Below are 21,379 nucleotides of genomic sequence, written 5' to 3'. Positions count from 1 at the left end.
CGGCCCCGCATCTGCCCAAGAAAATTGCTAAGCACCTCCGACCATGGCCCTGACTGATTCGAACGTTCTCAAACTCGCGCCCGATGCCGGGACTCCCGCCTATCGGAGCGCGCCGCACAATATCGAGGCGGAACAGAGCCTTCTGGGCGCGATCCTGGTCAACAACGACGCCTTCTACCGCGTCTCCGACTTCCTGGAGGCGAAGCATTTCTTCGAGCCGCTGCACCAGACGATCTTCGAGACCGCCGGCAGCCTGATCCGGATGGGCAAGATCGCGACGCCCGTCACGCTGAAGACGTTCCTGCCCGCCGATACCGATGTCGGCGGCATGACCATCGGACAATATCTGGCGCGGCTCGCCGCCGAAGCCACCACCATCATCAACGCCCAGGACTATGGCCGCACCGTCTACGACCTGTCGTTGCGGCGCGACCTGATCGGCATCGGCGAGGACATGGTCAACGTCGCCTACGACGCACCGGTCGACTTCCAGCCACGGGCGCAAATCGAGGACGCCGAGCGCAAGCTTTATGAACTCGCCGAGTCCGGCCGTTACGACGGCGGTTTCCAGAAGTTCTCGCAGGCGCTGGCGGTCGCGGTCGATCTGGCGGCAAAGGCTTTCCAGCGCGACGGAAAGCTGTCGGGCATCTCGACGGGCATGCGCGACCTCGACACCAAGATGGGCGGCCTGCAGCACTCCGACCTCATCATCGTCGCGGGCCGTCCCGGCATGGGCAAGACCTCGCTCGCGACCAACATCGCCTACAATGTCGCACGAGCCTACGTTCCGGAACTCCAGGCCGACGGCACCACGAAGGCTGCCAATGGCGGCGTGATCGGCTTCTTCTCCTGCGAAATGTCGGCCGACCAGCTCGCCACGCGTATCGTGGCCGAGCGCACCGGCGTTCCCTCCTCCCACATCCGCCGCGGCGGCATCTCGGAAGCCGATTTCGAGAAGATCCGGGAGGTCTCGATCGAGCTGCAATCGCTGCCGTTCTATGTCGACGCCACCGGCGGTCTGTCGATCGCGCAGCTGATGGCGCGGGCGCGACGGCTGAAGCGCCAGAAGGGCCTCGATCTGCTCGTGATCGACTACATCCAGCTGCTCTCGGGTTCGAGCAAGCGCGCCAGTGACAGCCGCGTGCAGGAAATCACGGAGATCACCACCAGCCTGAAAGCGCTCGCCAAGGAGCTCAACGTTCCCGTGATCGCGCTGTCCCAGCTTTCACGCCAGGTCGAATCGCGCGACGACAAACGGCCGCAGCTCTCCGACTTGCGCGAATCCGGATCGATCGAGCAGGACGCCGACGTTGTGCTGTTCGTTTACCGCGAGGAATATTACCTCGCGATGAAGGAGCCCCGCCCAGGCACGCCTGAACACGAGAAGTGGCAGCTCGACATGAGTCTTGCGCACGGAAAGGCCGAGGTCATCATCGGCAAGCAGCGCCACGGCCCCACCGGCACCGTCGATCTGGCGTTCGAAGCCTCGGTCACGCGGTTCGGCGATCTTGCGCCTGACAGCCAGCTGCCGACTCGCAGCGACAACGACTACTGAGTTCCTTGAACCGGACCTGCCTCTTGCGTAAAACGGCGCCATGACAATGGCGTCCGACCCGAAACCGATCCCGCAATCCGGCCTTTCCTCCGCAGAGGCCAATCAGGCTGCCGCGCTCGCGGCCTATGGCGGCGTGCTGACCGTCGATCTCGATGCAATCATCGCCAATTGGCGCAAGCTCGAGAAGACGGCGGTGCCGGCCGAATGCTCGGCGGTGATCAAGGCCGACGCCTATGGCTGCGGCGCCGAGCAGGTGTCACGGGCGCTGAGCAAAGCGGGCTGCAGGACCTTCTTCGTCGCCACCCTCGAGGAGGCGCGCAAGGTGCGCGCCGCCGTGCCGGAGCCCACGATCTACGTGCTCGGCGGCTATTTCCAGAATACCGGCGAGCACTACGCCAAGATCAATTGCCGTCCGGTGATCGGCGATCTGAACGAGCTCGCCGAATGGGACGTATTCTGCCGCCGCAGCGGCTGGACCGGCGGCGCGGCTATTCACATCGACACCGGCATGAACCGGCTCGGCCTGACGCTTGCGGACGCACAGGCCATCATCCCCCGCATCAACGCCGGCGATCACGGCATCACGCTGGTGATGAGCCATCTGGTCTCGGCCGAGCAGCTCAACAGCCCGATGAATGCCAAGCAGCTCGCGACCTTCCGCAGCATTGCCAGCGAGTTCACGGGCGTCCCGGCGGCCCTCGCGAATTCCTCGGGCATCTTCCTCGGTGCGCCATTCCAGTTCGATCTGGTCCGACCAGGGGCTGCGCTCTACGGCGTCAATCCGACGCCGGAGGCCGACAATCCTATGCAGCAGGTGGTCGAGCTCAAGGCGCGCATCGTGCAGATCCGCAATGTCGAGCGCGGCGAGAGCGTTGGCTATGGCGGCACCTGGACCGCGCGGCGGCCGACGAAACTTGCGATCATCGCGGTTGGTTATGCCGACGGTTATTTCCGTGCCGCCAGCTCCAATGACGGCACCCGCGGCGCCGACGTCGTCGTGGCCGGCAAGCGCTGCCCGATCGCGGGCCGCATCTCGATGGACCTCATCGCCATCGACATCACCGACCTGCCGCCGAACGCGGCGCGGCGCGGTCACATGGTGACGCTGCTCGGCGACGGCATCACCGTCGACGAACTCGCGCACCATTTCGGCACGATCGGCTACGAGGTGCTGACGAGCCTCGGCCACCGCTATGCGCGCGTCTACAAGGGCGGCGATGTGGTGGAGCCGCTGGAACGGCCGTCGCTGCCGACGGGAGCCGAGCAGCCGCTCCCACCGCCGCCCATCGAGCAGCCCGCAAGCCCACCGCCGCTGCCGACCTGATCGACACGCTTTCGTGCCCCGGACGCAACGCAGCGCTTCTTCAGCGGTGCGCTGTAGCGCCGGGTCCGTCTCTCCGCATTGCCCCCTCGCTTTCCGGGTCTCCGCGCCGCATCGCTTTCGCGACGCGGCTTGTCCGGGACGCGAGATTGGCTGCCCTGCTTACTTCTTGCGGCTGTCCAGCGCCGCCTTGCAGGTGTCGCTGAGCTGGTCGCGCTTGCCGTTGAGGCAGGCGACGACCCGACCGCCGCCCGGCGCGATGCCGGCGCAGAATTTGTCGTAGTCCGCCTTGCACGCGCCGCGCGGATCGGACGATTGTGCCGATGCGCCTCCGGAGAACGCGACGACGAGTGCGATGGCAACAAAGCTCAATTTGGACATTGTATCTCCGGTGACGGAACGCAGGAGCCGGTAGCTCTACATGAAGATCGCGACATTCAACATCAACAACATCAACCGCCGCCTGCCCAATCTGTTGGCATGGATGCGCGTCGCAAAGCCCGATGTCGTCGCGCTTCAAGAGTTGAAGGCAAGTGATGGCGAATTTCCGGCGGCTGCGATCGAAAAGGCCGGCTACGGCGCGGTATGGTGTGGACAGAAGACATGGAACGGCGTCGCCATCCTTGCCCGCAATGCCGAGCCCATTCTCACCCGCGACCGCTTGCCGGGAAGGCCTGGCGATCTCGAAGCCCGCTACATCGAAGCCGCCGTGCGCGGCATCATCGTCACCAGCATCTACCTGCCCAACGGCAATCCGCAGCCGGGGCCGAAATTCGACTTCAAGCTCGACTGGTTCGCGCGGCTCAAGCGCCACGCCAAGACGTTCATCAAGCAGGATCTGCCCGTGGTGCTCGCCGGCGACTACAACGTCGCGCCAACCGAGATCGACATCTATCCGACGCGGTCATGGGACAAGGATGCACTGATCCAGCCGAAGAGCCGCGCGGCCTTTGCGTCGCTGGTCGAACAAGGCTGGTGCGACGCAGTGCGCGAGCTCTACCCGGGCCAGCGCATCTACACGTTCTGGGACTACAAACGAAACCGCTGGCCGCGCGACGCAGGACTGCGGCTCGATCATCTCCTGCTCAGCCCTGCCCTCGCACCGCGCCTTGCAAAAAGCGGCGTCGACAGGAAGATCCGCGGCGAGGATGGCGCGAGCGATCACGCGCCGGCGTGGGTGGTGCTGCGGTGACCTTCACCGCAAGTTCCTGCCGTCGATGACGTTCACAGGCACTGCATCCCGATCGAAAGCGTCGAGCAAGCGCGCATTGGCGGCGTCGCCAGCAGCGAGAGCTGTTCAGACTGCCCCTTCGTCCGGAATGTTGAGAAGAGTTCCACAGGCCTTGCAATGCACCGCATCGGCGTCATGCCTCTGGAGCCCGCAAGCCGGACACGGAAATCGCACCTTGTTGGGACTGAGGAGCGCGCGGGCGAGATTGAAGAACAACGTTACGCCGAAAATCATGATCACGACGGTTATCAAACGACCGACCGTGCCCGACAGGGTAATGTCGCCAAAGCCGGTCGTCGTCAGTGCCGTGACGGTGAAATACAGGGCGTCGGCATAGTTCCGGATCTCGTCGTTGCGAAATTTCTGAGTCTCGTAAACGATCCCGGTCATGACGTATATGAAGACTGCCAGGTTCGTGACGGCGAAGATGACGTCTTCGTTGCGACGAAAGAACGGAGAATCGATGCGCAACCTCACCAGCATCTGGTAGTCACGAAGCAGCCCCAAGGTTCGCAGGATCCGGAGAAAACCGCCCGCCTCGCCGGCAAGCGGCGCCAGGAAGGATACGATCGCAACCATGTCGGCCCACGTTGCGATTTCAGTGAATTTTCGAAACGGATGCCGATCGACGAGGAGCCGAGCCGAGAAGTCGGCAAGTAGCATGACGCCGAACAGGACATCGAGCGTTTCAATGATCTCACTGGGCTGCAGGAACGAGGTTGCGATGATGAACAGCACCGTCACGATGTCGAAGACGAGCAGCGCATAGCGGAAGCGCACGCCGCTCGGCGTTGCACCCTCGTAAAGGCGGCGGACGTTGCATCTGAGAGACGTCAGGGTCACGGCATCATGATCGCGGTTTGCATGGATGATGGCAACTCGCACAGCGCGCCGCAAGATCGGACCGAAATTCAGCCACTCCGTGGCCGAAGAGACCCAAATCGATCTCGGGCGCCGTCGTCTGGAATCTCGCGCCCGTTCCAGTGAGGATGACCCGTGAATGGCGACGGAGCTCATCAGCCTCACCGGCAACACCTTTGTCGGCGGCGTTTGCGGCCATGCTCCATGACGGCGTGTCGCCGCAACGCGCAATTGTCGCTGCGGAGCCGCTTGCACCGAACGCCTCGGAGCCGGAGCTCACACCGGCATGCGAATGCGCAGCACAGGTTCCCTCGCCCGGCGCGGATCGCCGGTATCGCTGCCAGGGGCTAAACTCTCCCGATTCGTGGAGACTGTCTTGGCCTTTCTCTTCGTCCTCAGCGTCGGCCTCGTCGCCGGCACCATCTCAGGCATCGTCGGCACCGGCTCGTCGATCATGCTGATGCCGGTGCTGGTCTATACCTATGGGCCGAAGGAGGCCGTGCCGATCATGGCGGTCGCCTCCGTGATGGCGAACTTCTCGCGGATCCTGGCCTGGTGGCGTGAGGTCGATTGGCGGGCCTGCGCGGCCTATTCGGTCACGGGCATTCCCGCCGCAGCGCTCGGTGCGCGGACGTTGCTGGCGCTGCCCTCGCACGTCGTCGATCTCACCATCGGTATCTTCCTGATCGCGATGGTGCCGGTGCGGCACTGGCTGGCGCGGCATGACCTCAAGGCCAATCTCTGGCATCTGGCCGTCGGCGGCGCAGTCATCGGCTATCTCACCGGCATCGTGGTCTCGACCGGCCCGCTCAGCGTGCCGCTGTTCCTGTTCTACGGCCTCAGCAAGGGCGCTTTCCTCGCCACCGAAGCGGCCTCATCGCTCGGCCTCTACTTCGCGAAATCAGTGACATTCGAGCGTTTCGGCGCGCTGACGGGCGATGTGTTCATGAAGGGCCTGATCGCGGGCTCCTCGCTGATGTCAGGTGCCTTCATCGCAAAACGCTTCGTGCTGCATCTGAGGCCGGACGTGTTCCGCCTGGTGATGGATGCGATCATGATCGCAGCCGGGCTCTCGATGCTCTGGAGCGCGGCCCAGCCGTAAGACGGCCGCGTTCAGGCGGCGAATTCCGGCGCGATCGATGGGCTCTCGGTGGTGCCGCGTCTCGGCGCCGCCGGCTGCCTGTGGAGCTGTTGCAACAGGGCCTCGAGCGGCTGCGGCCGCTGATAGAGGAAGCCCTGCCCGAACCTCACGCCCATATCACGCATGGCCTCGGCCTGCTCGGCGTGCTCGATGCCCTCCGCGACCAGGGTCAGCCCCAGCGTGTCGGCGAGCGATGCGATCACGCCGACGATGGCCTTGTCTTCGGCGCTGTCGGGAATCTCCCGGATGAATGCCTTGTCGATCTTGACCTTGTCGAGCGGGAAGCGCCTGAGATGAGCCAGCGAGCTGTAGCCGGTGCCGAAATCGTCGAGCGCGATCGTGGCGCCGAGGCGCCGCAGGCGATGCAGCGTTTCGGAGGCGCTGGCGATGTTGTTGATCAGCGATCCCTCGGTGATCTCGAGCTCGAGAGATGAGGCCGGAACATCGAAGCGCGCACAGGTCGCACGCAGCTCGGCGGCGAGCGAATGGTCGGCAAGTTCGGAGGGCGGCAAATTGATCGCGATCCGGATCTGCGGCCTGCCGGCGGCGGCCAACCGTTGCAAGGCCCGGCAGGCATCGGTCAGCACGTAGCGGGTCAGCCGCGCATTGTTGCCGCTGCGCTCGATCAGCGGCAAGAATTCGCCAGGGCCGATCACGCCGTGTTCAGGGTGGCGCCAGCGGATCAGCGCTTCCAGGCCGACGATGTCGTGGGTTTCGAGATCGACCTGGCTCTGATACCAGACCTCGAACTGCCCCTCGGCGAAGCCGGTGGGAATGGCGAGCTCGAGATCCCTGCGGCGGCGGTAGTCGCGCTGGAGCGCTTCGTCCAGCACGGCGACCGTGCCCGGCGCCTTGCTCTTGGCATGATAGAGCGCGATGTCGGCGAGCGTCGGCAGGTGCGACAGCTCCGGATCGTCGGCGCGGCGCACGGCAAGGCCGATGCTGGCACGCGGCACCACTTGCTTGTCGTGGAGGCGGATCGGCTCGGAAATGGCCTCCAGCACATGCTGAGCGAATGCGTGCGCCGCCTGCTCGTGGCTCACCTCGGGACGAATGACGACGAATTCGTCGCCGCCGAGTCGGGCAACCCAGTCCTCCGCTTCGACCGCACTACGAAGACGCTCCGAAATCTGAACCAGGAACTTGTCGCCGGCCTCGTGACCGAAGGTGTCGTTGATGCCCTTGAAGTCGTCGAGATCGATGAAGCAGAACGCGACCAGCGTATCCGGCGAGCCTCCCTGCCGGCTCGCCACGGCCAGGCGCTCGGTCAGGGAGCGCCGGTTCGGCAGCCCCGTGAGCGGATCGTGCGTGGCCATGTGCCCGAGCCGGTCCAGCGCGCCTGACGTCGTGTGCTGCATGGCGTTGAAGGCGCGCGCGAGCTGGCCGAATTCGTTCGAGGACGTGACGTCCGCCGGATAGGCTCGGCCATCCTGCTTGCTGCGCTGTATCGCAGACATCATGGCCGCCAGCGGCCGGCCGATGAAGATGTTGGCGGAGATCCGCATGGCGATCAGGGTCGCAAACGTCGCGAGCAGGCCGACCACCAGCAGCAGCAGCAGGCGGCTGCCCGCATCCGCGTACAGCGTCGCACGCGAATAAGCGATGGCGATGCGGCCGGCCTCAACGGCTATGTTGCCATTGCTGTAGTAGATCGGGAGCGAGACTTCCGCGACCGCCTGGTCTTCGGCCCGCGCGACCACGCGGGCAATGGCGGCGCCGGTATCGTCATAGACCGCCGCCGCGGCGATGGTCTCGTCGTGCATGATCTCGTTGAGCACGCCGGTGACCTGGTCGTAACGCATCTTCCACAGCGGCTCGGCGATCAGCTCGGCCCGGCTCTCGGCGACGCGGGCGATGCGGGCGTCGAGCTGCCTGACCTGCGACCAGAAGCTCGATGCCTCGACGCCGGCGGAGGCGAGCAGTTGCACCAGCAGCAGAACGGGCACGGTGGCCCAGATCATCGCGTCGACGACCGAGCGCAGGCGCGGCGGCGCCGCCTGCTCGTTGCGATCCGGATCGGTCATCGCCTCATCCTCCCGCATCAGTCCGCAACGCCTTCGGCAAGCGGCAGCGACGAGATGAGCGCATCGAGGGAGAAGTCATATTGGCCGCAGCGTCCGGCCTTCGCACGGAACCGCGCAAAATCGATCCGGTCGAACGCACGCGTCCTGATGAGGTCGCCAACCGAAGCGAGGTTGTCGCGCGTGATCGCAGACGTCTTGACCTCGACGTGCGGGGAAACGGCCGCGAAATCGCAGCCATCGGCATAGTCGCGCAGGAGAACGATCGACCAGCCGCCGAGCAGGAAATGCCCGCCGTCGGTCAGGAGCAGGCGACCAGCCTTGATCTCGCGCAGCGCGTCCTCCGACCAGTTGAGGCCCACCACCTGGATGTTTCGACCGGGCACGAGGCCGGCTGCGATCGCCGCGCGGAGCGCGCCGAGCGCCATCGGATCGTTTCCGGCCCATATGCCGGCAGGCCGGATCTCCTTGCGAGCAGCCCAGCCCAGGTAATTCGCCGTGACCCGCTCGGCCTCCGACTGCGTCCAGTTGGCGAACAGCAGCCGGTCCACCACGACGTCAGGCGCGGCATCCAAGGCCAGCTTGAGACCGGCGTTACGGGCAATCGAGGCCGGGGTGATCTCGTCGCCGCCGATTCCGAGAATATGGATCTTGCCATCGGGGCTCTGCCATTTCTCGGCACGCGCCACCCCGATCAGCGCATTGGCCATCCGTGCGCCCGCGGTCTGCAGATCGGTGGTGATGTCGCCGAGCCAGGTCTTGAGCTTCTCGCGCGGCGGTCCAAGACGCGCCGCATCCTCGCCGATCAGCGTGTTCGAGAGCAGCAGTGTCTTGACGCCCGCAGCCTCGGCCGCCTCCAGGATCGGGACGGCGGCGGACTCCTCGTTCGACAGGATGAGGAAATCGGGCTTGTCGGGACGTGCCACCACGCTGAAGCCGAGCTCCTGCATGGTGCGATAATTCCGCTCGCTGGTCAGCACCTCGACATGGGCGTCGAGCCTGCGGCCGGCGGCCTGCATGGTCTGCGCGACCATGTCCCAGTAGACCTCACCGGTCTTGCCGGGATTGACGAAGACGATGTCGAGGGGCTTGGCAAGGCTACCGCCGGCATACGCGAAAATGCTGCAGGCCATGCCCGCGGCGAGCAATATTCGTCGGAATCCCGGCATTTCCATTCCCAACCCGATCGGTTCCGAGATTGGACCCGCGTCCGCTAACACTTTGCAAAATCAACCAGGCCACAGCGGCACAGAGCTAATGAACGGTATATCTATCGTGTCGGATTGAGATAATCGAAGCGCCGGCGATCAGGCGTCCCTTCCGTGCCCTCAGCCATCGCTGGGTGGCCGCGAGTTCTCAGGCGTGCCACCTTGATCGACGCTCCGTGCATGATCGCACGATCTGATGTTCGACCGGGGAGATGTGTCTTGAGCGCACTGGCGGAAGCGGCCGATATCACAAGTCTCCGAAGCAAAGCGGCCGGGCGAACCGACGGCCAACAAGACACCCTCAAATTCGCCGAAGCTGCCCTTGCCGACAGCAAGCGTGATGGCCTGCTGCTGGCCGTCCGGGCCCGCTGGGTCGCGCTCGCGATTACTGCCGTTACCCTGTCACTCATCAACCCGAACCGGGATGTCGTCTATTACATCCTGATGCTTGGCTTCTTTGCCGTCATCGGCTGGGCGCAACTGAAGGTCGGCAAGGTCGGCCGTTCTGGTCCCGAACTTTTCCTCATATTTTGCGATCTGGCGTTGTTGGCCTTCCTTAGCGTCGTGCCCAATCCCTGGAGCAACGTTCACTGGCCGATCGGAATGCAATTCCGATTCGACAGCTTCATCTATTTCTTCATTTTCCTCGCCACTGCCACGCTCGCTTATTCCTGGCGAACGGTGCTCGCGATTGGCATGTGGACCGGAGCACTCTGGGCCATCGCCGTCGGCTGGGCTTATCTGCAACCGGAAACCCATGCCGCGCTGTCGGAGCGCGTCAGGGAGGCGATCGGTGCGGATATTCGCATGTTCAACATCCTCGACCCCTCCTCGATTGGTTTCGGCGAGCGTTTCCAGCAAGTGATCGTATTCATCGTCGTCGCCGCTATCCTGGCGCTGGCGGTGCGCCGTTCCAATGCGCTCTTGATCAGTCATGCCGGACTCGAGCGCGAACGCGCCAATCTGGCGCGTTACTTCTCCCCCAACGTCGTCGATGAACTCTCCGGCAATGACGAGCCCCTCGCGAAGGTCCGCACGCAGGACGTCGCGGTGCTGTTTGCAGATATCGTGGGATTCACCGCCTATGCCGATGGACGCGACCCGAAGGACGTCATCGAGACGCTGCGGCAATTCCATGAGCGAATGGAACGGGAAGTGTTCCAGCACGGCGGAACGCTCGACAAGTATCTCGGGGATGGCCTCATGGCGACTTTCGGTACGCCGTTCGTCGGCGATTCCGATGCGCTGAACGCCTTGCGTTGCGCGAGGGGCATGATCGCCTCGATCGCCAAGTTGAACAGCGAGCGTAGTGATCGCAACGAACCGCCGATCCAAGTCAGCGTCGGCTTGCACTACGGGCAAGTGGTGCTGGGCGATATCGGCCTCAACCGGCTCGAATTCGCCGTGATCGGGACCACCGTGAATGCGGCGAGCCGCCTCGAAGCGCTGACCCGCGAATTCGGATGCGCTATCGTCGTCAGCGACGCGCTGGTACAACAGGCCCACGCCGAACCGAATCACTCGAGTACCGATTTCGCAGCGCTCGTCGAGCGGCCGGCACAGACCATTCGCGGTCTCGAGCGCCCCGTCGGCATCTGGACATGCGCTAACGTCGCCCCTTGAGGCTTGCGGTGGATGCATCGGCACCCATCGCCCTTCACAGCTCCTATTCGTGCTAAGAACTGCTCGCCCGCTACACCGAGACCGCTATTTCCCCCATGGCCAAGAGCACCCTCTCCTTCGTCTGCCAGAACTGCGGCGCGGCCTATAACCGCTGGCAGGGCAAGTGCGAGTCCTGTGGCGAGTGGAATACGCTCGCGGAGGAAGACACCAGCGGCAGCGTGCCGGTGTCGATCCGCTCCAAACGCAAGGGCCGAACGTTTGCGCTGGAGAGCCTTGCCGGAAAAAGTCCGGATGCGCCGCGCCTGTCCTCAGGCATGACCGAGCTCGACCGCGTCACCGGCGGCGGCTTCGTCCGCGGCTCGGTGCTGCTGGTCGGCGGCGATCCCGGGATCGGCAAGTCGACGCTGCTGACGCAGGCGACCAGCCTGCTGGCGCGCGCCGGCCACCGCGTGGTCTACATCTCCGGCGAAGAGGCGGTGGCCCAGGTGCGCCTGCGCGCCGAGCGGCTCGGGCTGTCGGACGCGCCGGTCCAGCTCGCCGCCGAGACCTCCGTTGAGGACATCGTCTCGACGCTGTCGGAGGGGGCGGTGCCCCGGCTGATCGTGATCGACTCGATCCAGACCATGTGGACCGACACGGTGGAATCGGCGCCAGGGACCGTCACCCAGGTGCGCGCCTCGGCACAGGCGCTGATCCGCTTTGCCAAGAAGACCGGTGCCGCCATCATCCTGGTCGGCCACGTCACCAAGGACGGCCAGATCGCAGGTCCCCGCGTGGTCGAGCACATGGTCGACGCGGTGATGTCGTTCGAGGGCGAAGGCTCGCAGCAATTCCGCATCCTGCGCGCGGTGAAGAACCGCTTCGGCCCGACCGACGAGATCGGTGTGTTCGAGATGACGGGCCTCGGACTGCGCGAGGTCACCAACCCCTCAGAGCTGTTCCTGTCCGAGCGCGATCTCGGCACGCCCGGCACCGCAGTCTTTGCGGGCATCGAGGGCACAAGGCCCGTCCTGGTCGAATTGCAGGCGCTGGTGGCCCCGACCTCGCTCGGCACCCCGCGCCGCGCCGTGGTCGGCTGGGACCCGAGCCGGCTGTCGATGGTGCTGGCGGTGCTGGAGGCGCATTGCGGGGTCAAGCTGTCAGGCCATGATGTCTATCTGAACGTCGCCGGGGGCCTGCGCATCCATGAGCCCGCGGCCGACCTCGCCGCTGCCGCGGCGCTGGTGTCGTCTCTGGTTAATGCGCAATTACCCACCGATGCCGTTTATTTCGGCGAGATCTCGCTCTCCGGCGTGGTGCGTCCCGTGGCGCAGACCCCGGCCCGGCTGAAGGAGGCGGCAAAACTCGGCTTCCAGCGCGCCGTGCTGCCCGAATCGGCACGCGGCGAGACCAGTGGCGATGCCGGATTGTCGCTGAATGCGGTGAACAGCCTGACGACATTGGTGGCCGAGATCGCCGCCCGCGGCTCCCGCCGAGGCGAATCGAACGCTCCGGCAGAGAAAAATGCCACACCGGCAAGATTCCGCCGCGGAGAGGGTTAGGTGGAGGTGACGTCCCCGGCCCCCGCCGCTATACAGCCGTCACAAAAGCAGCATGGGATTGCGTGGTTGCGGCCTTGCCGGGAACGCCGTCTGCCCCTCTTTTAAGGCAGCGGCCCAACACCGATTCGCTGAGCACCTTTGAGAGTACGAGCGGACCAGACCAGCCGATGCCAGTAACACTCCTCGACCTGATCCTGCTCGGTGTGATGCTGATCTCGGGCCTGCTCGCGATGGTCCGCGGCTTCATGCGCGAAATCCTGTCGATCGCGGCCTGGGGCGCGGCGGCGATCGTGACCTTGTACTCGTTCTCGAAGCTGCTGCCGACCGCCAAGACCTATTTCAACAACGACACGGTCGCGAGCGTGGTTGTCGTCGCCGGCGTGTTCGTGGGCACCCTGGTCGTGGTCTCCGTGATCACGGTCCGGATCTCCGACATGATCCTGGATTCGCGGATCGGCGCGCTGGACCGCACCCTCGGCTTCCTGTTTGGCCTGGCTCGCGGGCTTTTGATCGTCGTGGTCGCTTTCCTGTTCTTCACCTGGCTGGTTCCGGACAAGCAGCGTCCGGACTGGGTCTCGGGGGCGAAGTCCCGCGTGGTGCTCCAGGGAACCGGGGACTGGCTGATGGCCCTCTTGCCTGACGACCCCGAGAACACCATCTTGAAGAGATTCAAGAAAAACAAACCAGATGATGACCAAGCTGAATCCGAGCAGCAGCCTTCGGGCAGTGGCGACGGATACAGTAAACCTGCTCGTGACAGCCTGAAAAAGCTGATCGAGAAACCTGCGGCGCGTTGATTGAGCCCAAAAGAGAGGCGCGGACGAGATGCGACACCCTGACCAGGACGCCCAACTTGATCTCGATCCCAACGCCGGTCCGGGCCCGGCCGCGCTGGAGCTTCAGGACGATCTGGAGGGGGATACGCTGCGCGAGGAATGCGGCGTGTTCGGCATCTACGGTCACCCCGATGCGGCCGCCATCACCGCGCTCGGCCTTCACGCCCTTCAGCACCGCGGCCAGGAAGCCGCCGGCATCGTCTCCTACGACGGCAGCCGCTTTCACTCGGAACGCCGCCTCGGCCTCGTCGGCGACACCTTCTCCCGCCGCGAGGTGATCGACCGCCTGCCCGGCAATGTCGCGGTCGGCCACGTCCGCTATTCCACCACCGGCGCCACCATCCTGCGCAACGTGCAGCCGCTGTTTGCCGAGCTCAATGCCGGCGGCCTCGCCGTCGCGCATAACGGCAACCTCACCAACGGCCTGACGCTGCGCCGCGAGCTGGTACGGCATGGCGCGATGATGCAATCGACCACCGACACCGAGGTGATCCTGCACCTGGTCGCGCGCTCCAAGCGGAGCCGCTTCATCGAGCGCTATATCGACGCGCTGCGCGAGATCGAAGGCGCCTATGCGCTGGTCTCGCTGACCAACAAGAAGCTGGTCGGCGCGCGCGATCCGCGCGGCATCCGCCCGCTGGTGCTCGGCGAGCTCGACGGCTGCCCGATCCTGACCTCCGAGACCTGCGCGCTCGACATCATCGGCGCGCGCTTCGTCCGCGACATCGAGCCCGGCGAAGTCATCGTGTTCGACGAGAACGGCCAGGACATCCACAAGCCGTTCCCGCCGATGGCACCGCGTCCCTGCATCTTCGAATACATCTACTTCTCCCGGCCGGACTCCATCGTCCACGGCCGTTCGGTGTACGAAGTGCGCAAGGCCTTCGGTGCGCAGCTCGCGCGCGAGAGCCACGTGCCGATCGACGTCGTCGTGCCGGTGCCGGATTCCGGCGTGCCCGCTGCGGTCGGCTACAGCCAGTATTCCGGCGTGCCGTTCGAGCTCGGCATCATCCGCAACCATTATGTCGGCCGCACCTTCATCCAGCCGACGCAGGCGATCCGCGAATCCGGCGTGCGCATGAAGCATTCGGCCAACCGCGCCGCGATCGAAGGCAAGCGCATCATCCTGATCGACGACTCCCTGGTGCGCGGCACCACCTCGAAGAAGATCGTGCGCATGATGCGCGATGCCGGCGCCAAGGAAGTCCATTTCCGCCTCGCTTCGCCCCCGATCCTCTATCCCGACTATTACGGCATCGACCTGCCCGACCGCGGCGGGCTCCTGGCGGCGACGCATTCGCTGGAGGAGATGCGCGAGATCATCGGTGCCGACTCGCTCGCGTTCCTGTCGATCGACGGCATGTACCGCGCCATGGGCGAGCCCGGCCGCGACCCCGCCAATCCGAAATTCTCGGACCACTGCTTCACCGGCGCGTATCCGACCCACCTCACCGACCAGACCCAGAGCGAGCCGCAACCGCGGCAATTGTCTCTGCTGGCGGAGGCGAGCTGACGAAGGGGCGTCCCGGGGAGCTCGTCAGCGGCTGCCTTTTTCGTCATGGCCGGGCTTGTCCCGGCCATCCACGTCTGTAATACCCGCCGCAAAGAACGTGGATGCCCGGGACGAGCCCGGGCATGACGGAAGTATTCGACGATGACACAAGCCCTCGCCAACCGCATCGCTCTCGTCACCGGCGCCTCGCGCGGCATCGGCTATGCCACGGCACTTGCTCTGGCCAAGGCCGGCGCGCATATCGTTGCGGTGGCGCGCACGCAGGGCGGGCTGGAGGAACTCGACGACGAGATCCGCGAGGACGGCGGCAGCGCCACCCTGGTGCCGCTCAACCTCACCGACTCCGACGGCATCGCGCGGCTGGGCGCCGGCCTGCACGAACGCTACGGCAAGCTCGACATTCTCGTCGGCAATGCCGGCGTGCTCGGCCCGTCCTCGCCGATCGGCCACATCGAGCTGAAGGCGTTCAACGACGTGATGGCGGTGAACGTCTCCGCGAACTTCCAGCTGATCCGCTGCATGGAGCCGCTGCTGCGGCAGTCCGACGCCGGGCGCGCCGTGTTCGTCACCTCCGGCGCCGCCAACAAGGCGACCGCCTATGTCGGCCCCTACGCGGCCTCCAAGGCCGCGCTGGAAACGCTGGCGCGTGCCTGGGCGCAGGAGATGGCGAACACCAAGCTGCGCGTCAATCTGTTCAACCCCGGCCCGGTCCGCACCCGCATGCGCGCCACCCTGATGCCGGGCGAGGATCCGGCGACGCTCGACACGCCCGAACAGGTCGCCGAATTCATCGTACCGATGTGCGCGCCTGACTGGACCGAGACCGGCAAGTTCTACGACTACAAGTCCCGCACCCTGATGAGTTTCCGCGCGCCGGCCTGATTGACACCATGGCGATTGACGCCAAGGGTAACGCCTATACCGCCGAGGTCGACACCGGAAAGCGCATTCAGAAATTCAGGCTGACATCGGACGCGCTCAAATAGCGCCTCAACGCATCTTGCCCAATAGTTAACCGCCGGATGACGCTAATACGCAGCGTCATCCGGCTTTAGGTGCATTGCCGCCGGCCGCGGGACAGGTTAGAGCCATCAGCCGGAAACAAGGCTCCGGAAGAGAGCCGTCCGCATATTTGACATTGGAGGAGACCTTTTATGACGACGACGTTCGCACGCCGCTCCGCGGCGCTTCTTGCCTGCGCCGCTTTCGGTTTTGCCACATCCGCCTACGCCCAGGACAAGACCGTCAAGATCGGCGTGCTCAACGACATGTCGAGCCTCTACGCCGACATCGGCGGCCCGAATTCGGTCGCGGCGGTGAAGATGGCGGTCGAAGATTCCGGCCTCAAGGCCAAGGGCTGGACCATCGAGGTCCTCTCCGGCGACCACCAGAACAAGCCCGACATCGGCGTCAACATTGCCCGGCAATGGATCGACGCCGACAAGGTCGACGCCATCGCGGACACGCCGAGTTCCGGCGTTGCGCTCGCGGTGAGCAACCTCGTCAAGGAAAAGAACGCGGTGCTGCTCAATTCGGGCGCGGCCACCGCCGACCTCACCGGCAAGGCCTGCACGCCCAACACCGTCTCGTTCACTTACGATACCTACATGCTCGCCAACGGCACCGGCAAGGCGCTGACCAAGGCGGGCGGCGATAGCTGGTTCTTCCTCACCGCGGATTATGCCTTCGGCCATGCGCTGGAGCGTGATACCGGCGCGGTCGTCACCGCCACCGGCGGCAAGGTGCTAGGCGGCGTCAAGCACCCGCTGAACACGGCGGACTTCTCCTCGTTCCTGCTCCAGGCGCAGTCCTCCAAGGCCAAGATCATCGGCCTCGCCAATGCGGGCGGCGACACCACCAACGCGATCAAGCAGGCCGCCGAATTCGGCATCGTCCAGGGCGGTCAGAAGCTCGCCGCCCTGCTGCTGTTCATCAACGACGTGCACTCGCTGGGCCTGAAGACCGCGCAGGGCCTGACCTTCACAGAGTCGTTCTATTGGGACCTCAACGACCAGACGCGCGAATGGTCGAAGCGCTTCCAGAAGGTCTCGCCCAAGGGCTCGATGCCCTCGATGACGGTTGCGGGCCTCTATGCCGAGATCCTGCATTACCTGAAGGCGATGGACGCGCTCGGCAGCAATCCGCATGACGGCGCCAAGGTCGTCGCCAAGATGAAGGAGCTGCCGACCGACGATCCGCTGTTCGGCAAGGGACCGCTGCGCGCCGACGGCCGCCGCCTCATCCCGGCCTATCTTTTCGAGGTGAAGAAGCCCGAGGAGTCGAAGGGCCCGTGGGACTATTACAAGCTGGTCGCCACCATCGCGCCTGAGGACGCGGCCAAGCCGCTCAAGGACAGCGACTGCCCGCTGGTGAAGAAGTAACCACGTAGCGGTCGTGCAAGGTCTTAACGGCGTCATGCCCGGGCTTGTCCCGGGCATCCACGTTTCAGGCCAGAGGGAAAGAACGTGGATGGCCGGGACAGGCCCGGCCATGACGGACAATCAGGCCGTCTTCGTCGCGCCCAGCGTCCGCACCGCAATCGCCACGCACACCACCATCAGCACCGCTGCGAGCAGGAACGGCGCGCCGGGCAGATGCAGCGGCGCGCTGGCGCCGATGAAATAGGAAAACGTCAGGGTGAACAGGAACGGGCCGACGAGTTGCGAGACGCTCTGCACGCTCGCGGTCGCGCCCTGCAACTGGCCCTGCTGATCGGGCGCGACCAGCCGCGTCATCAGGGATTGCGAGGCGGCACCCGAGATGCCCCACAGCGACAAAATGGGAATGCCGAGCCAAGACAGCGGCCCGGTCGGCGCCACGCCCAGGACCACGAAGCCGATCGCACCACAGCACAGGCCCATCAAGAGTGCATTCCGCTCGCCGAGCGCGCGCACGATCGGGCCGATGGCGAGCCCCTGCACCACCATGGCGCAGATGCCGACCATCGCGAGCGTCAGTCCCACGGTCTTGGAATCCCAGCCGTAGCGATAGGTCGCATAGAGCACGAAGGTCGAGGGCAGCACGACATGCGCGACCTGCGCGATGAAATTCACGACCGACAGCGCGGCCAACACCGCGTTGGATCGCAACAGATGCAGTGCCCCGACCGGACTGGCACTTCTCCAGCGGAACGGCGCGCGCTTGTCGGGCGCCAGCGATTCCGGCAGGACGACGAGCCCATAGAGCGCATTGGCGAAGCTCAGGGCTGCCGAGGCCCAGAACGGCAGGCGTGGATCGATGTCGCCGAGCAGGCCGCCGAGCGCCGGCCCCAAGATGAAGCCGGCCCCGAAGGCTGCGCCGATTCTGCCGAAGACCGCCGCGCGCCGCTCCGGCGGCGTGATGTCGGCGATATAGGCAAAGGCGGTCGAGATGCTGGCCGAGGTAATGCCTGATATCACGCGGCCGATGAACAGCCAGAGCAGAGACGGGGCCAGTGCCATCAACACGTAGTCGGCCGCGAGCCCGAAATTCGACAGCAGCACCACCGGCCGCCGTCCGAAGCGATCCGACAACGCGCCGAGCAGTGGCGAGAACACGAACTGCATCAAGGCCCAGGCGGTGCCGAACAGGCCGAAGATGCGCGCCGCGTGTGCGGTGTCGTTGTCGACGAAGCTCTCGATCAGCTTCGGCAGGATCGGCATGATCACGCCGAGCGCGAGCATGTCGAGCAGGATGGTGACGAATATGAAGGCGACCGCGCCGCGCCGGGCTGGCGCAGCGCTTGCCGCTGCCGCCTCGCCCGCACCGTCACTCACGACGGCCGCTTGCGCTTGTGTGCGAAGGGATTGGCCTTCTCGCGCAGGGTGATGCGCACCGGTGTGCCCGGCAGTTCGAAGGTCTCGCGCATGGAGTTGGTGAGGTAGCGCAAGTAAGATTGCGGCACCGCATCCGCGCGCGAGCAGAACAGCACGAAGCTCGGCGGGCGCGCCTTGTTCTGCGTGATGTAGTTCAGCTTCAGCCTGCGGCCGGACACCGCCGGCGGCGGATTGGCCTGGACCGCCTGCTCGAACCAGCGATTGAGCGCGGAGGTGGGCACGCGCCTGTTCCAGACCGCGTAGGCGTCCTGGATCGCCTGCATCAGGCGGTCGATGCCCTCGCCCATCAGGCCCGAGACGGCGACGATCGGCACGCCCTTGAGCTGCGGCAGCCAATGATCCGCGTCGCGGCGCAGGCCCGAGATGGCCCCGCCGCCCTTGGTCTCCATCAGGTCCCATTTGTTCACGGCGAGCACGACGGCGCGGCCCTCGCGCTCAATGAGGTCCGCGATGCGCAGATCCTGCTCCTCGAAGCGGTTCTGTGAATCCATCATCAGCACGACGACTTCGGCAAAGCGCACCGCGCGCAGCGCATCGGCGACCGAGAGCTTCTCCAGCTTCTCCTCGATCCGCGAGCGCCGGCGCAGGCCTGCGGTGTCGAAGACGCGAAAATCGCGGCCCTTCCAGTTGATCTCGACCGCGATGGAATCGCGCGTGGTGCCGGCCTCCGGGCTCGTCAGCAGACGCTCCTCGCCGAGTAGATGGTTGATCAGCGTCGACTTGCCGGCATTGGGCCGACCGACGATGGCGACCCGGATCGGACGCGTCGCGGCCTCCTCCTCCGAGAGCGGCGTGTCGTCCTCGCCTTCGTCGTCCTCGTCGACGGGCTCCGGCATCAGCTTGGCCAGCGCGTCATAGAGCTCGCCCATGCCCTCGCCATGCTCGGCCGAAATCTGGATGGGATCGCCGAGGCCGAGCGCAAAGGCCTCCATTGCGCCGGCATCGCCATGCTTGCCCTCGCTCTTGTTGGCGATCAGCAGCACCGGCTTGTTGGCCTTGCGGGCGAAATCGGCGAAGGCGCGATCGTTGGGCGTGAGACCAATGCGGGCATCGACGACGAAGAACAGCGCGTCGGCTTGCGCGATCGCGGTCTCGGTCTGCTCCTGCATGCGCGCGGTCAGCGAGCCCCTGGCGCCCTCGTCGAGGCCGGCGGTATCGATGATGGTGAACTGGAGGTCGCCGAGCCTGGCTTCGCCTTCGCGGCGGTCGCGGGTGACGCCCGGCAGGTCATCGACAAGCGCGAGCTTCTGTCCAACCAGGCGGTTGAACAGCGTCGATTTGCCGACATTGGGCCGGCCGATGATGGCGATCGTGAAGGACATCGGTCATTCGTGCGCTGCCGGGGCTGCGCCTGTCAATGCAATGAAGAATATCAGCGCGAGAAGCTGCCACTCGGCAGCGGCGCCGGGAAAGCGCTCTGCGATTGCTGCTGGGTGGTCTGGGCCGGTTGCGCCTGCTGGACGGGCTGATCCGGCGGCGGTGCGGTGGTGCGCTTGCGGACGATCTTGTGCTTCGGCGGCGGAGCGGCCGTGGGCGGCGCAGCCTCCGGCTGGGCCTCGCCGTCGATCTCGCCGGCGGGCGCTTCAGCCGGTGCCGCTGCGGCTGGCTGCCTCGTCTGCTTCGCCTTGGCCCCCTTCGCTGGCCTGGCGGGTTCCGGCGGGGGCTCCGCGGGCAGAGCCGCGACGGCAGGCGCGTTCGGATCAGGCTGCTGCTGCGCGCCCTTGTACAGCTCCCTCGGCACGCCCTGCTCGAGGCCCGGAACGCCCTCCGGGAAGACCGGCTTGCGGTCGCCCGGCAGCTTCTTCTTGGTGTCGAGGAAGTCGAGCATGTCGCTTGGATCGAAGCTGGAGCAGCCGCCCAGAACGCCCGTGAAGGCGATCAGGACGGCGGCTGCGATCAAGCGTGGCGTGCGGCGCATCTTGTGTCTCGTCTCAAGTCAGAGGGCCGGCATCAGCTCTTGGCGACGGGCGGCAGCAGGGCCTGGAGCGCCTCGGCGCGCGAGCGCAGGCCGGGCGGCGTTTCCCCGTCTCCGTCAATCGCGTCGAGCCATTTGCGGGCTGCGGTCATGTCGTTGTTACGCCAGGCCGACAATGCCAGCATCTCACGGGCGCTGTGTCGGAAGGTCGACTTCGGCGCGGCGGATGGCTCCAGCCGCTGCTGCATGTCGGCATAGCTGGAGCTGTCGAGCAGCAGGCCGGCGGCGCGGATCTTCGCCAGGTCCTGCCACTCCCCGCCGACGCTGCGATCGGCGGCAATGTCGTCATACATCTTCGCGGCGGCCTTGGGATCGCGGCTCGCGGCCTCGGCGGCAGCACGCAGCCGCGCCAGGGTGCGATAGCCGGACGGAGCCGTGGCGGCGAGCTCGGTGAAGGCCTTCTCGGCGTCGGCGTGCTTGTCCTGCTCGGATAGTTCGACGGCCTTCTCGAAGGCGGCGCCGGCCTCGGCGGCCTTCCTGGCCTCCAGATATTGGTAGCCGCGCCAGCCACCGACGGCGGCCACGACCAGCACCATCAGGGCGATGAAGACAATCGAATACTTGTCCCACAGCTTCTTGAGCTGTTCGCGACGTACTTCCTCGTCGACTTCGTTAAATAATTCAGACACTTATGTTAATCCCATACCCGTCCGGGTGCGCGCGCCGAAGCGTCCGCGTCAGGAATCCCGTCCCCGCTTGGCGGCGAGGTACCCTAACGATATGGCGGTGGCAAGGCAA

The 21,379-nt window shown here is 65.4% G+C and carries 18 protein-coding genes; 10 read left to right on the top strand and 8 right to left on the bottom strand.

What is annotated here, in order from left to right; all coding sequences use genetic code 11:
* Positions 1-43 precede the first annotated feature (43 nt).
* Together FJV43_RS33495 and alr are read left to right on the top strand one after the other, a co-directional pair.
* Entirely contained in the window at positions 44-1,555 is a 1,512-nt protein-coding gene (locus FJV43_RS33495) for a replicative DNA helicase (protein ID WP_239623225.1), read from the top strand.
* Between the two features lie 46 nt (positions 1,556-1,601).
* Entirely contained in the window at positions 1,602-2,879 is a 1,278-nt protein-coding gene (gene alr, locus FJV43_RS33490; RefSeq protein WP_239629727.1) for an alanine racemase, read from the top strand.
* A 159-nt stretch (positions 2,880-3,038) separates the two neighbouring features.
* Here the strand turns inward: alr and FJV43_RS33485 are convergent, their stop codons facing one another.
* A complete protein-coding gene (locus FJV43_RS33485; RefSeq protein ID WP_061876693.1) occupies positions 3,039-3,257 on the bottom strand; it encodes a cysteine rich repeat-containing protein in 219 nt (72 codons plus the stop codon).
* Positions 3,258-3,297: 40 nt separating this feature from the next.
* On the opposite strand from FJV43_RS33485, the gene FJV43_RS33480 reads away from it, so the two are divergent.
* On the top strand, positions 3,298-4,068 hold the full coding sequence (locus FJV43_RS33480) for an exodeoxyribonuclease III (protein WP_239623224.1): 771 nt from the start codon (positions 3,298-3,300) through the stop codon (positions 4,066-4,068).
* A 105-nt stretch (positions 4,069-4,173) separates the two neighbouring features.
* Here FJV43_RS33480 and FJV43_RS33475 read toward each other — a convergent pair whose 3' ends face one another.
* Positions 4,174-4,950, bottom strand: coding sequence for a potassium channel family protein (locus FJV43_RS33475; RefSeq protein WP_239629725.1), 777 nt, complete (start codon positions 4,948-4,950; stop codon positions 4,174-4,176).
* 394 nt (positions 4,951-5,344) lie between these two features.
* On the opposite strand from FJV43_RS33475, the gene FJV43_RS33470 reads away from it, so the two are divergent.
* Positions 5,345-6,070 (top strand): sulfite exporter TauE/SafE family protein, encoded by a 726-nt coding sequence (locus tag FJV43_RS33470; protein WP_239623223.1) that lies wholly within the window; start codon positions 5,345-5,347, stop codon positions 6,068-6,070.
* Positions 6,071-6,081: 11 nt separating this feature from the next.
* Here FJV43_RS33470 and FJV43_RS33465 read toward each other — a convergent pair whose 3' ends face one another.
* Together FJV43_RS33465 and FJV43_RS33460 are read right to left on the bottom strand one after the other, a co-directional pair.
* The gene (locus FJV43_RS33465; RefSeq protein WP_239623222.1) at positions 6,082-8,151 is read right to left on the bottom strand and encodes a GGDEF domain-containing protein; all 2,070 of its coding nucleotides are present in this window, start codon (positions 8,149-8,151) and stop codon (positions 6,082-6,084) included.
* Positions 8,151-9,299 (bottom strand): ABC transporter substrate-binding protein, encoded by a 1,149-nt coding sequence (locus tag FJV43_RS33460; RefSeq protein WP_239623221.1) that lies wholly within the window; start codon positions 9,297-9,299, stop codon positions 8,151-8,153. The genes FJV43_RS33465 and FJV43_RS33460 overlap by 1 nt, the downstream gene beginning before the upstream one ends.
* 258 nt (positions 9,300-9,557) lie before the next feature.
* On the opposite strand from FJV43_RS33460, the gene FJV43_RS33455 reads away from it, so the two are divergent.
* The 6 genes from FJV43_RS33455 (at position 9,558) to FJV43_RS33430 (ending at position 17,232) form a co-directional block, all read left to right on the top strand.
* Positions 9,558-10,961: an adenylate/guanylate cyclase domain-containing protein gene (locus FJV43_RS33455; protein WP_239623220.1), complete on the top strand. Its 1,404-nt coding sequence runs from the start codon at positions 9,558-9,560 to the stop codon at positions 10,959-10,961.
* Between the two features lie 95 nt (positions 10,962-11,056).
* Positions 11,057-12,502, top strand: coding sequence for a DNA repair protein RadA (gene radA, locus FJV43_RS33450; RefSeq protein ID WP_239623219.1), 1,446 nt, complete (start codon positions 11,057-11,059; stop codon positions 12,500-12,502).
* 167 nt (positions 12,503-12,669) lie between these two features.
* Complete coding sequence (locus tag FJV43_RS33445; protein ID WP_061876699.1) at positions 12,670-13,299, top strand: CvpA family protein; 630 nt, start codon at positions 12,670-12,672, stop codon at positions 13,297-13,299.
* Between the two features lie 28 nt (positions 13,300-13,327).
* The gene (purF, locus tag FJV43_RS33440) at positions 13,328-14,851 is read left to right on the top strand and encodes an amidophosphoribosyltransferase (protein WP_239623218.1); all 1,524 of its coding nucleotides are present in this window, start codon (positions 13,328-13,330) and stop codon (positions 14,849-14,851) included.
* 141 nt (positions 14,852-14,992) lie between these two features.
* The gene (locus FJV43_RS33435) at positions 14,993-15,733 is read left to right on the top strand and encodes an SDR family NAD(P)-dependent oxidoreductase (protein ID WP_239623217.1); all 741 of its coding nucleotides are present in this window, start codon (positions 14,993-14,995) and stop codon (positions 15,731-15,733) included.
* Positions 15,734-16,005: 272 nt separating this feature from the next.
* Positions 16,006-17,232: an ABC transporter substrate-binding protein gene (locus FJV43_RS33430; RefSeq protein WP_239623216.1), complete on the top strand. Its 1,227-nt coding sequence runs from the start codon at positions 16,006-16,008 to the stop codon at positions 17,230-17,232.
* Positions 17,233-17,352: 120 nt separating this feature from the next.
* On the opposite strand, the gene FJV43_RS33425 is transcribed toward FJV43_RS33430, so the two are convergent.
* From FJV43_RS33425 to FJV43_RS33410, 4 genes are read right to left on the bottom strand one after another with little or no spacing between them, the layout of a single operon-like run.
* Complete coding sequence (locus FJV43_RS33425; protein WP_239623215.1) at positions 17,353-18,606, bottom strand: TCR/Tet family MFS transporter; 1,254 nt, start codon at positions 18,604-18,606, stop codon at positions 17,353-17,355.
* The gene (der, locus tag FJV43_RS33420; RefSeq protein WP_239623214.1) at positions 18,603-19,988 is read right to left on the bottom strand and encodes a ribosome biogenesis GTPase Der; all 1,386 of its coding nucleotides are present in this window, start codon (positions 19,986-19,988) and stop codon (positions 18,603-18,605) included. Before der ends, FJV43_RS33425 begins: the two co-directional genes overlap by 4 nt.
* 50 nt (positions 19,989-20,038) lie before the next feature.
* Positions 20,039-20,584 carry a hypothetical protein gene (locus tag FJV43_RS33415; RefSeq protein ID WP_239623213.1) on the bottom strand — a complete coding sequence of 182 codons (546 nt, stop codon included), beginning with the start codon at positions 20,582-20,584 and terminating at the stop codon, positions 20,039-20,041.
* Between the two features lie 32 nt (positions 20,585-20,616).
* Positions 20,617-21,270, bottom strand: coding sequence for a tetratricopeptide repeat protein (locus tag FJV43_RS33410; RefSeq protein WP_239623212.1), 654 nt, complete (start codon positions 21,268-21,270; stop codon positions 20,617-20,619).
* Positions 21,271-21,379: the final 109 nt, after the last annotated feature.

Origin of the sequence: Bradyrhizobium sp. I71, assembly GCF_022354745.1 — a bacterium.
In the GTDB taxonomy this organism is placed as follows: domain Bacteria; phylum Pseudomonadota; class Alphaproteobacteria; order Rhizobiales; family Xanthobacteraceae; genus Bradyrhizobium; species Bradyrhizobium liaoningense.
This window is presented reverse-complemented; position numbering and strand designations above follow the sequence as displayed.

Coding starts and splice junctions, on each gene's coding strand:
- FJV43_RS33495 (WP_239623225.1), top strand. CDS start 44: ATGGCCCTGACTGATTCGAACGTTCTCAAACTCGCGCCCGATGCCGGG.
- alr (WP_239629727.1), top strand. CDS start 1,602: ATGGCGTCCGACCCGAAACCGATCCCGCAATCCGGCCTTTCCTCCGCA.
- FJV43_RS33485 (WP_061876693.1), bottom strand. CDS start 3,257: ATGTCCAAATTGAGCTTTGTTGCCATCGCACTCGTCGTCGCGTTCTCC.
- FJV43_RS33480 (WP_239623224.1), top strand. CDS start 3,298: ATGAAGATCGCGACATTCAACATCAACAACATCAACCGCCGCCTGCCC.
- FJV43_RS33465 (WP_239623222.1), bottom strand. CDS start 8,151: ATGCGGGAGGATGAGGCGATGACCGATCCGGATCGCAACGAGCAGGCG.
- FJV43_RS33460 (WP_239623221.1), bottom strand. CDS start 9,299: ATGCCGGGATTCCGACGAATATTGCTCGCCGCGGGCATGGCCTGCAGC.
- radA (WP_239623219.1), top strand. CDS start 11,057: ATGGCCAAGAGCACCCTCTCCTTCGTCTGCCAGAACTGCGGCGCGGCC.
- FJV43_RS33445 (WP_061876699.1), top strand. CDS start 12,670: ATGCCAGTAACACTCCTCGACCTGATCCTGCTCGGTGTGATGCTGATC.
- purF (WP_239623218.1), top strand. CDS start 13,328: ATGCGACACCCTGACCAGGACGCCCAACTTGATCTCGATCCCAACGCC.
- FJV43_RS33435 (WP_239623217.1), top strand. CDS start 14,993: ATGACACAAGCCCTCGCCAACCGCATCGCTCTCGTCACCGGCGCCTCG.
- FJV43_RS33430 (WP_239623216.1), top strand. CDS start 16,006: ATGACGACGACGTTCGCACGCCGCTCCGCGGCGCTTCTTGCCTGCGCC.
- der (WP_239623214.1), bottom strand. CDS start 19,988: ATGTCCTTCACGATCGCCATCATCGGCCGGCCCAATGTCGGCAAATCG.
- FJV43_RS33415 (WP_239623213.1), bottom strand. CDS start 20,584: ATGCGCCGCACGCCACGCTTGATCGCAGCCGCCGTCCTGATCGCCTTC.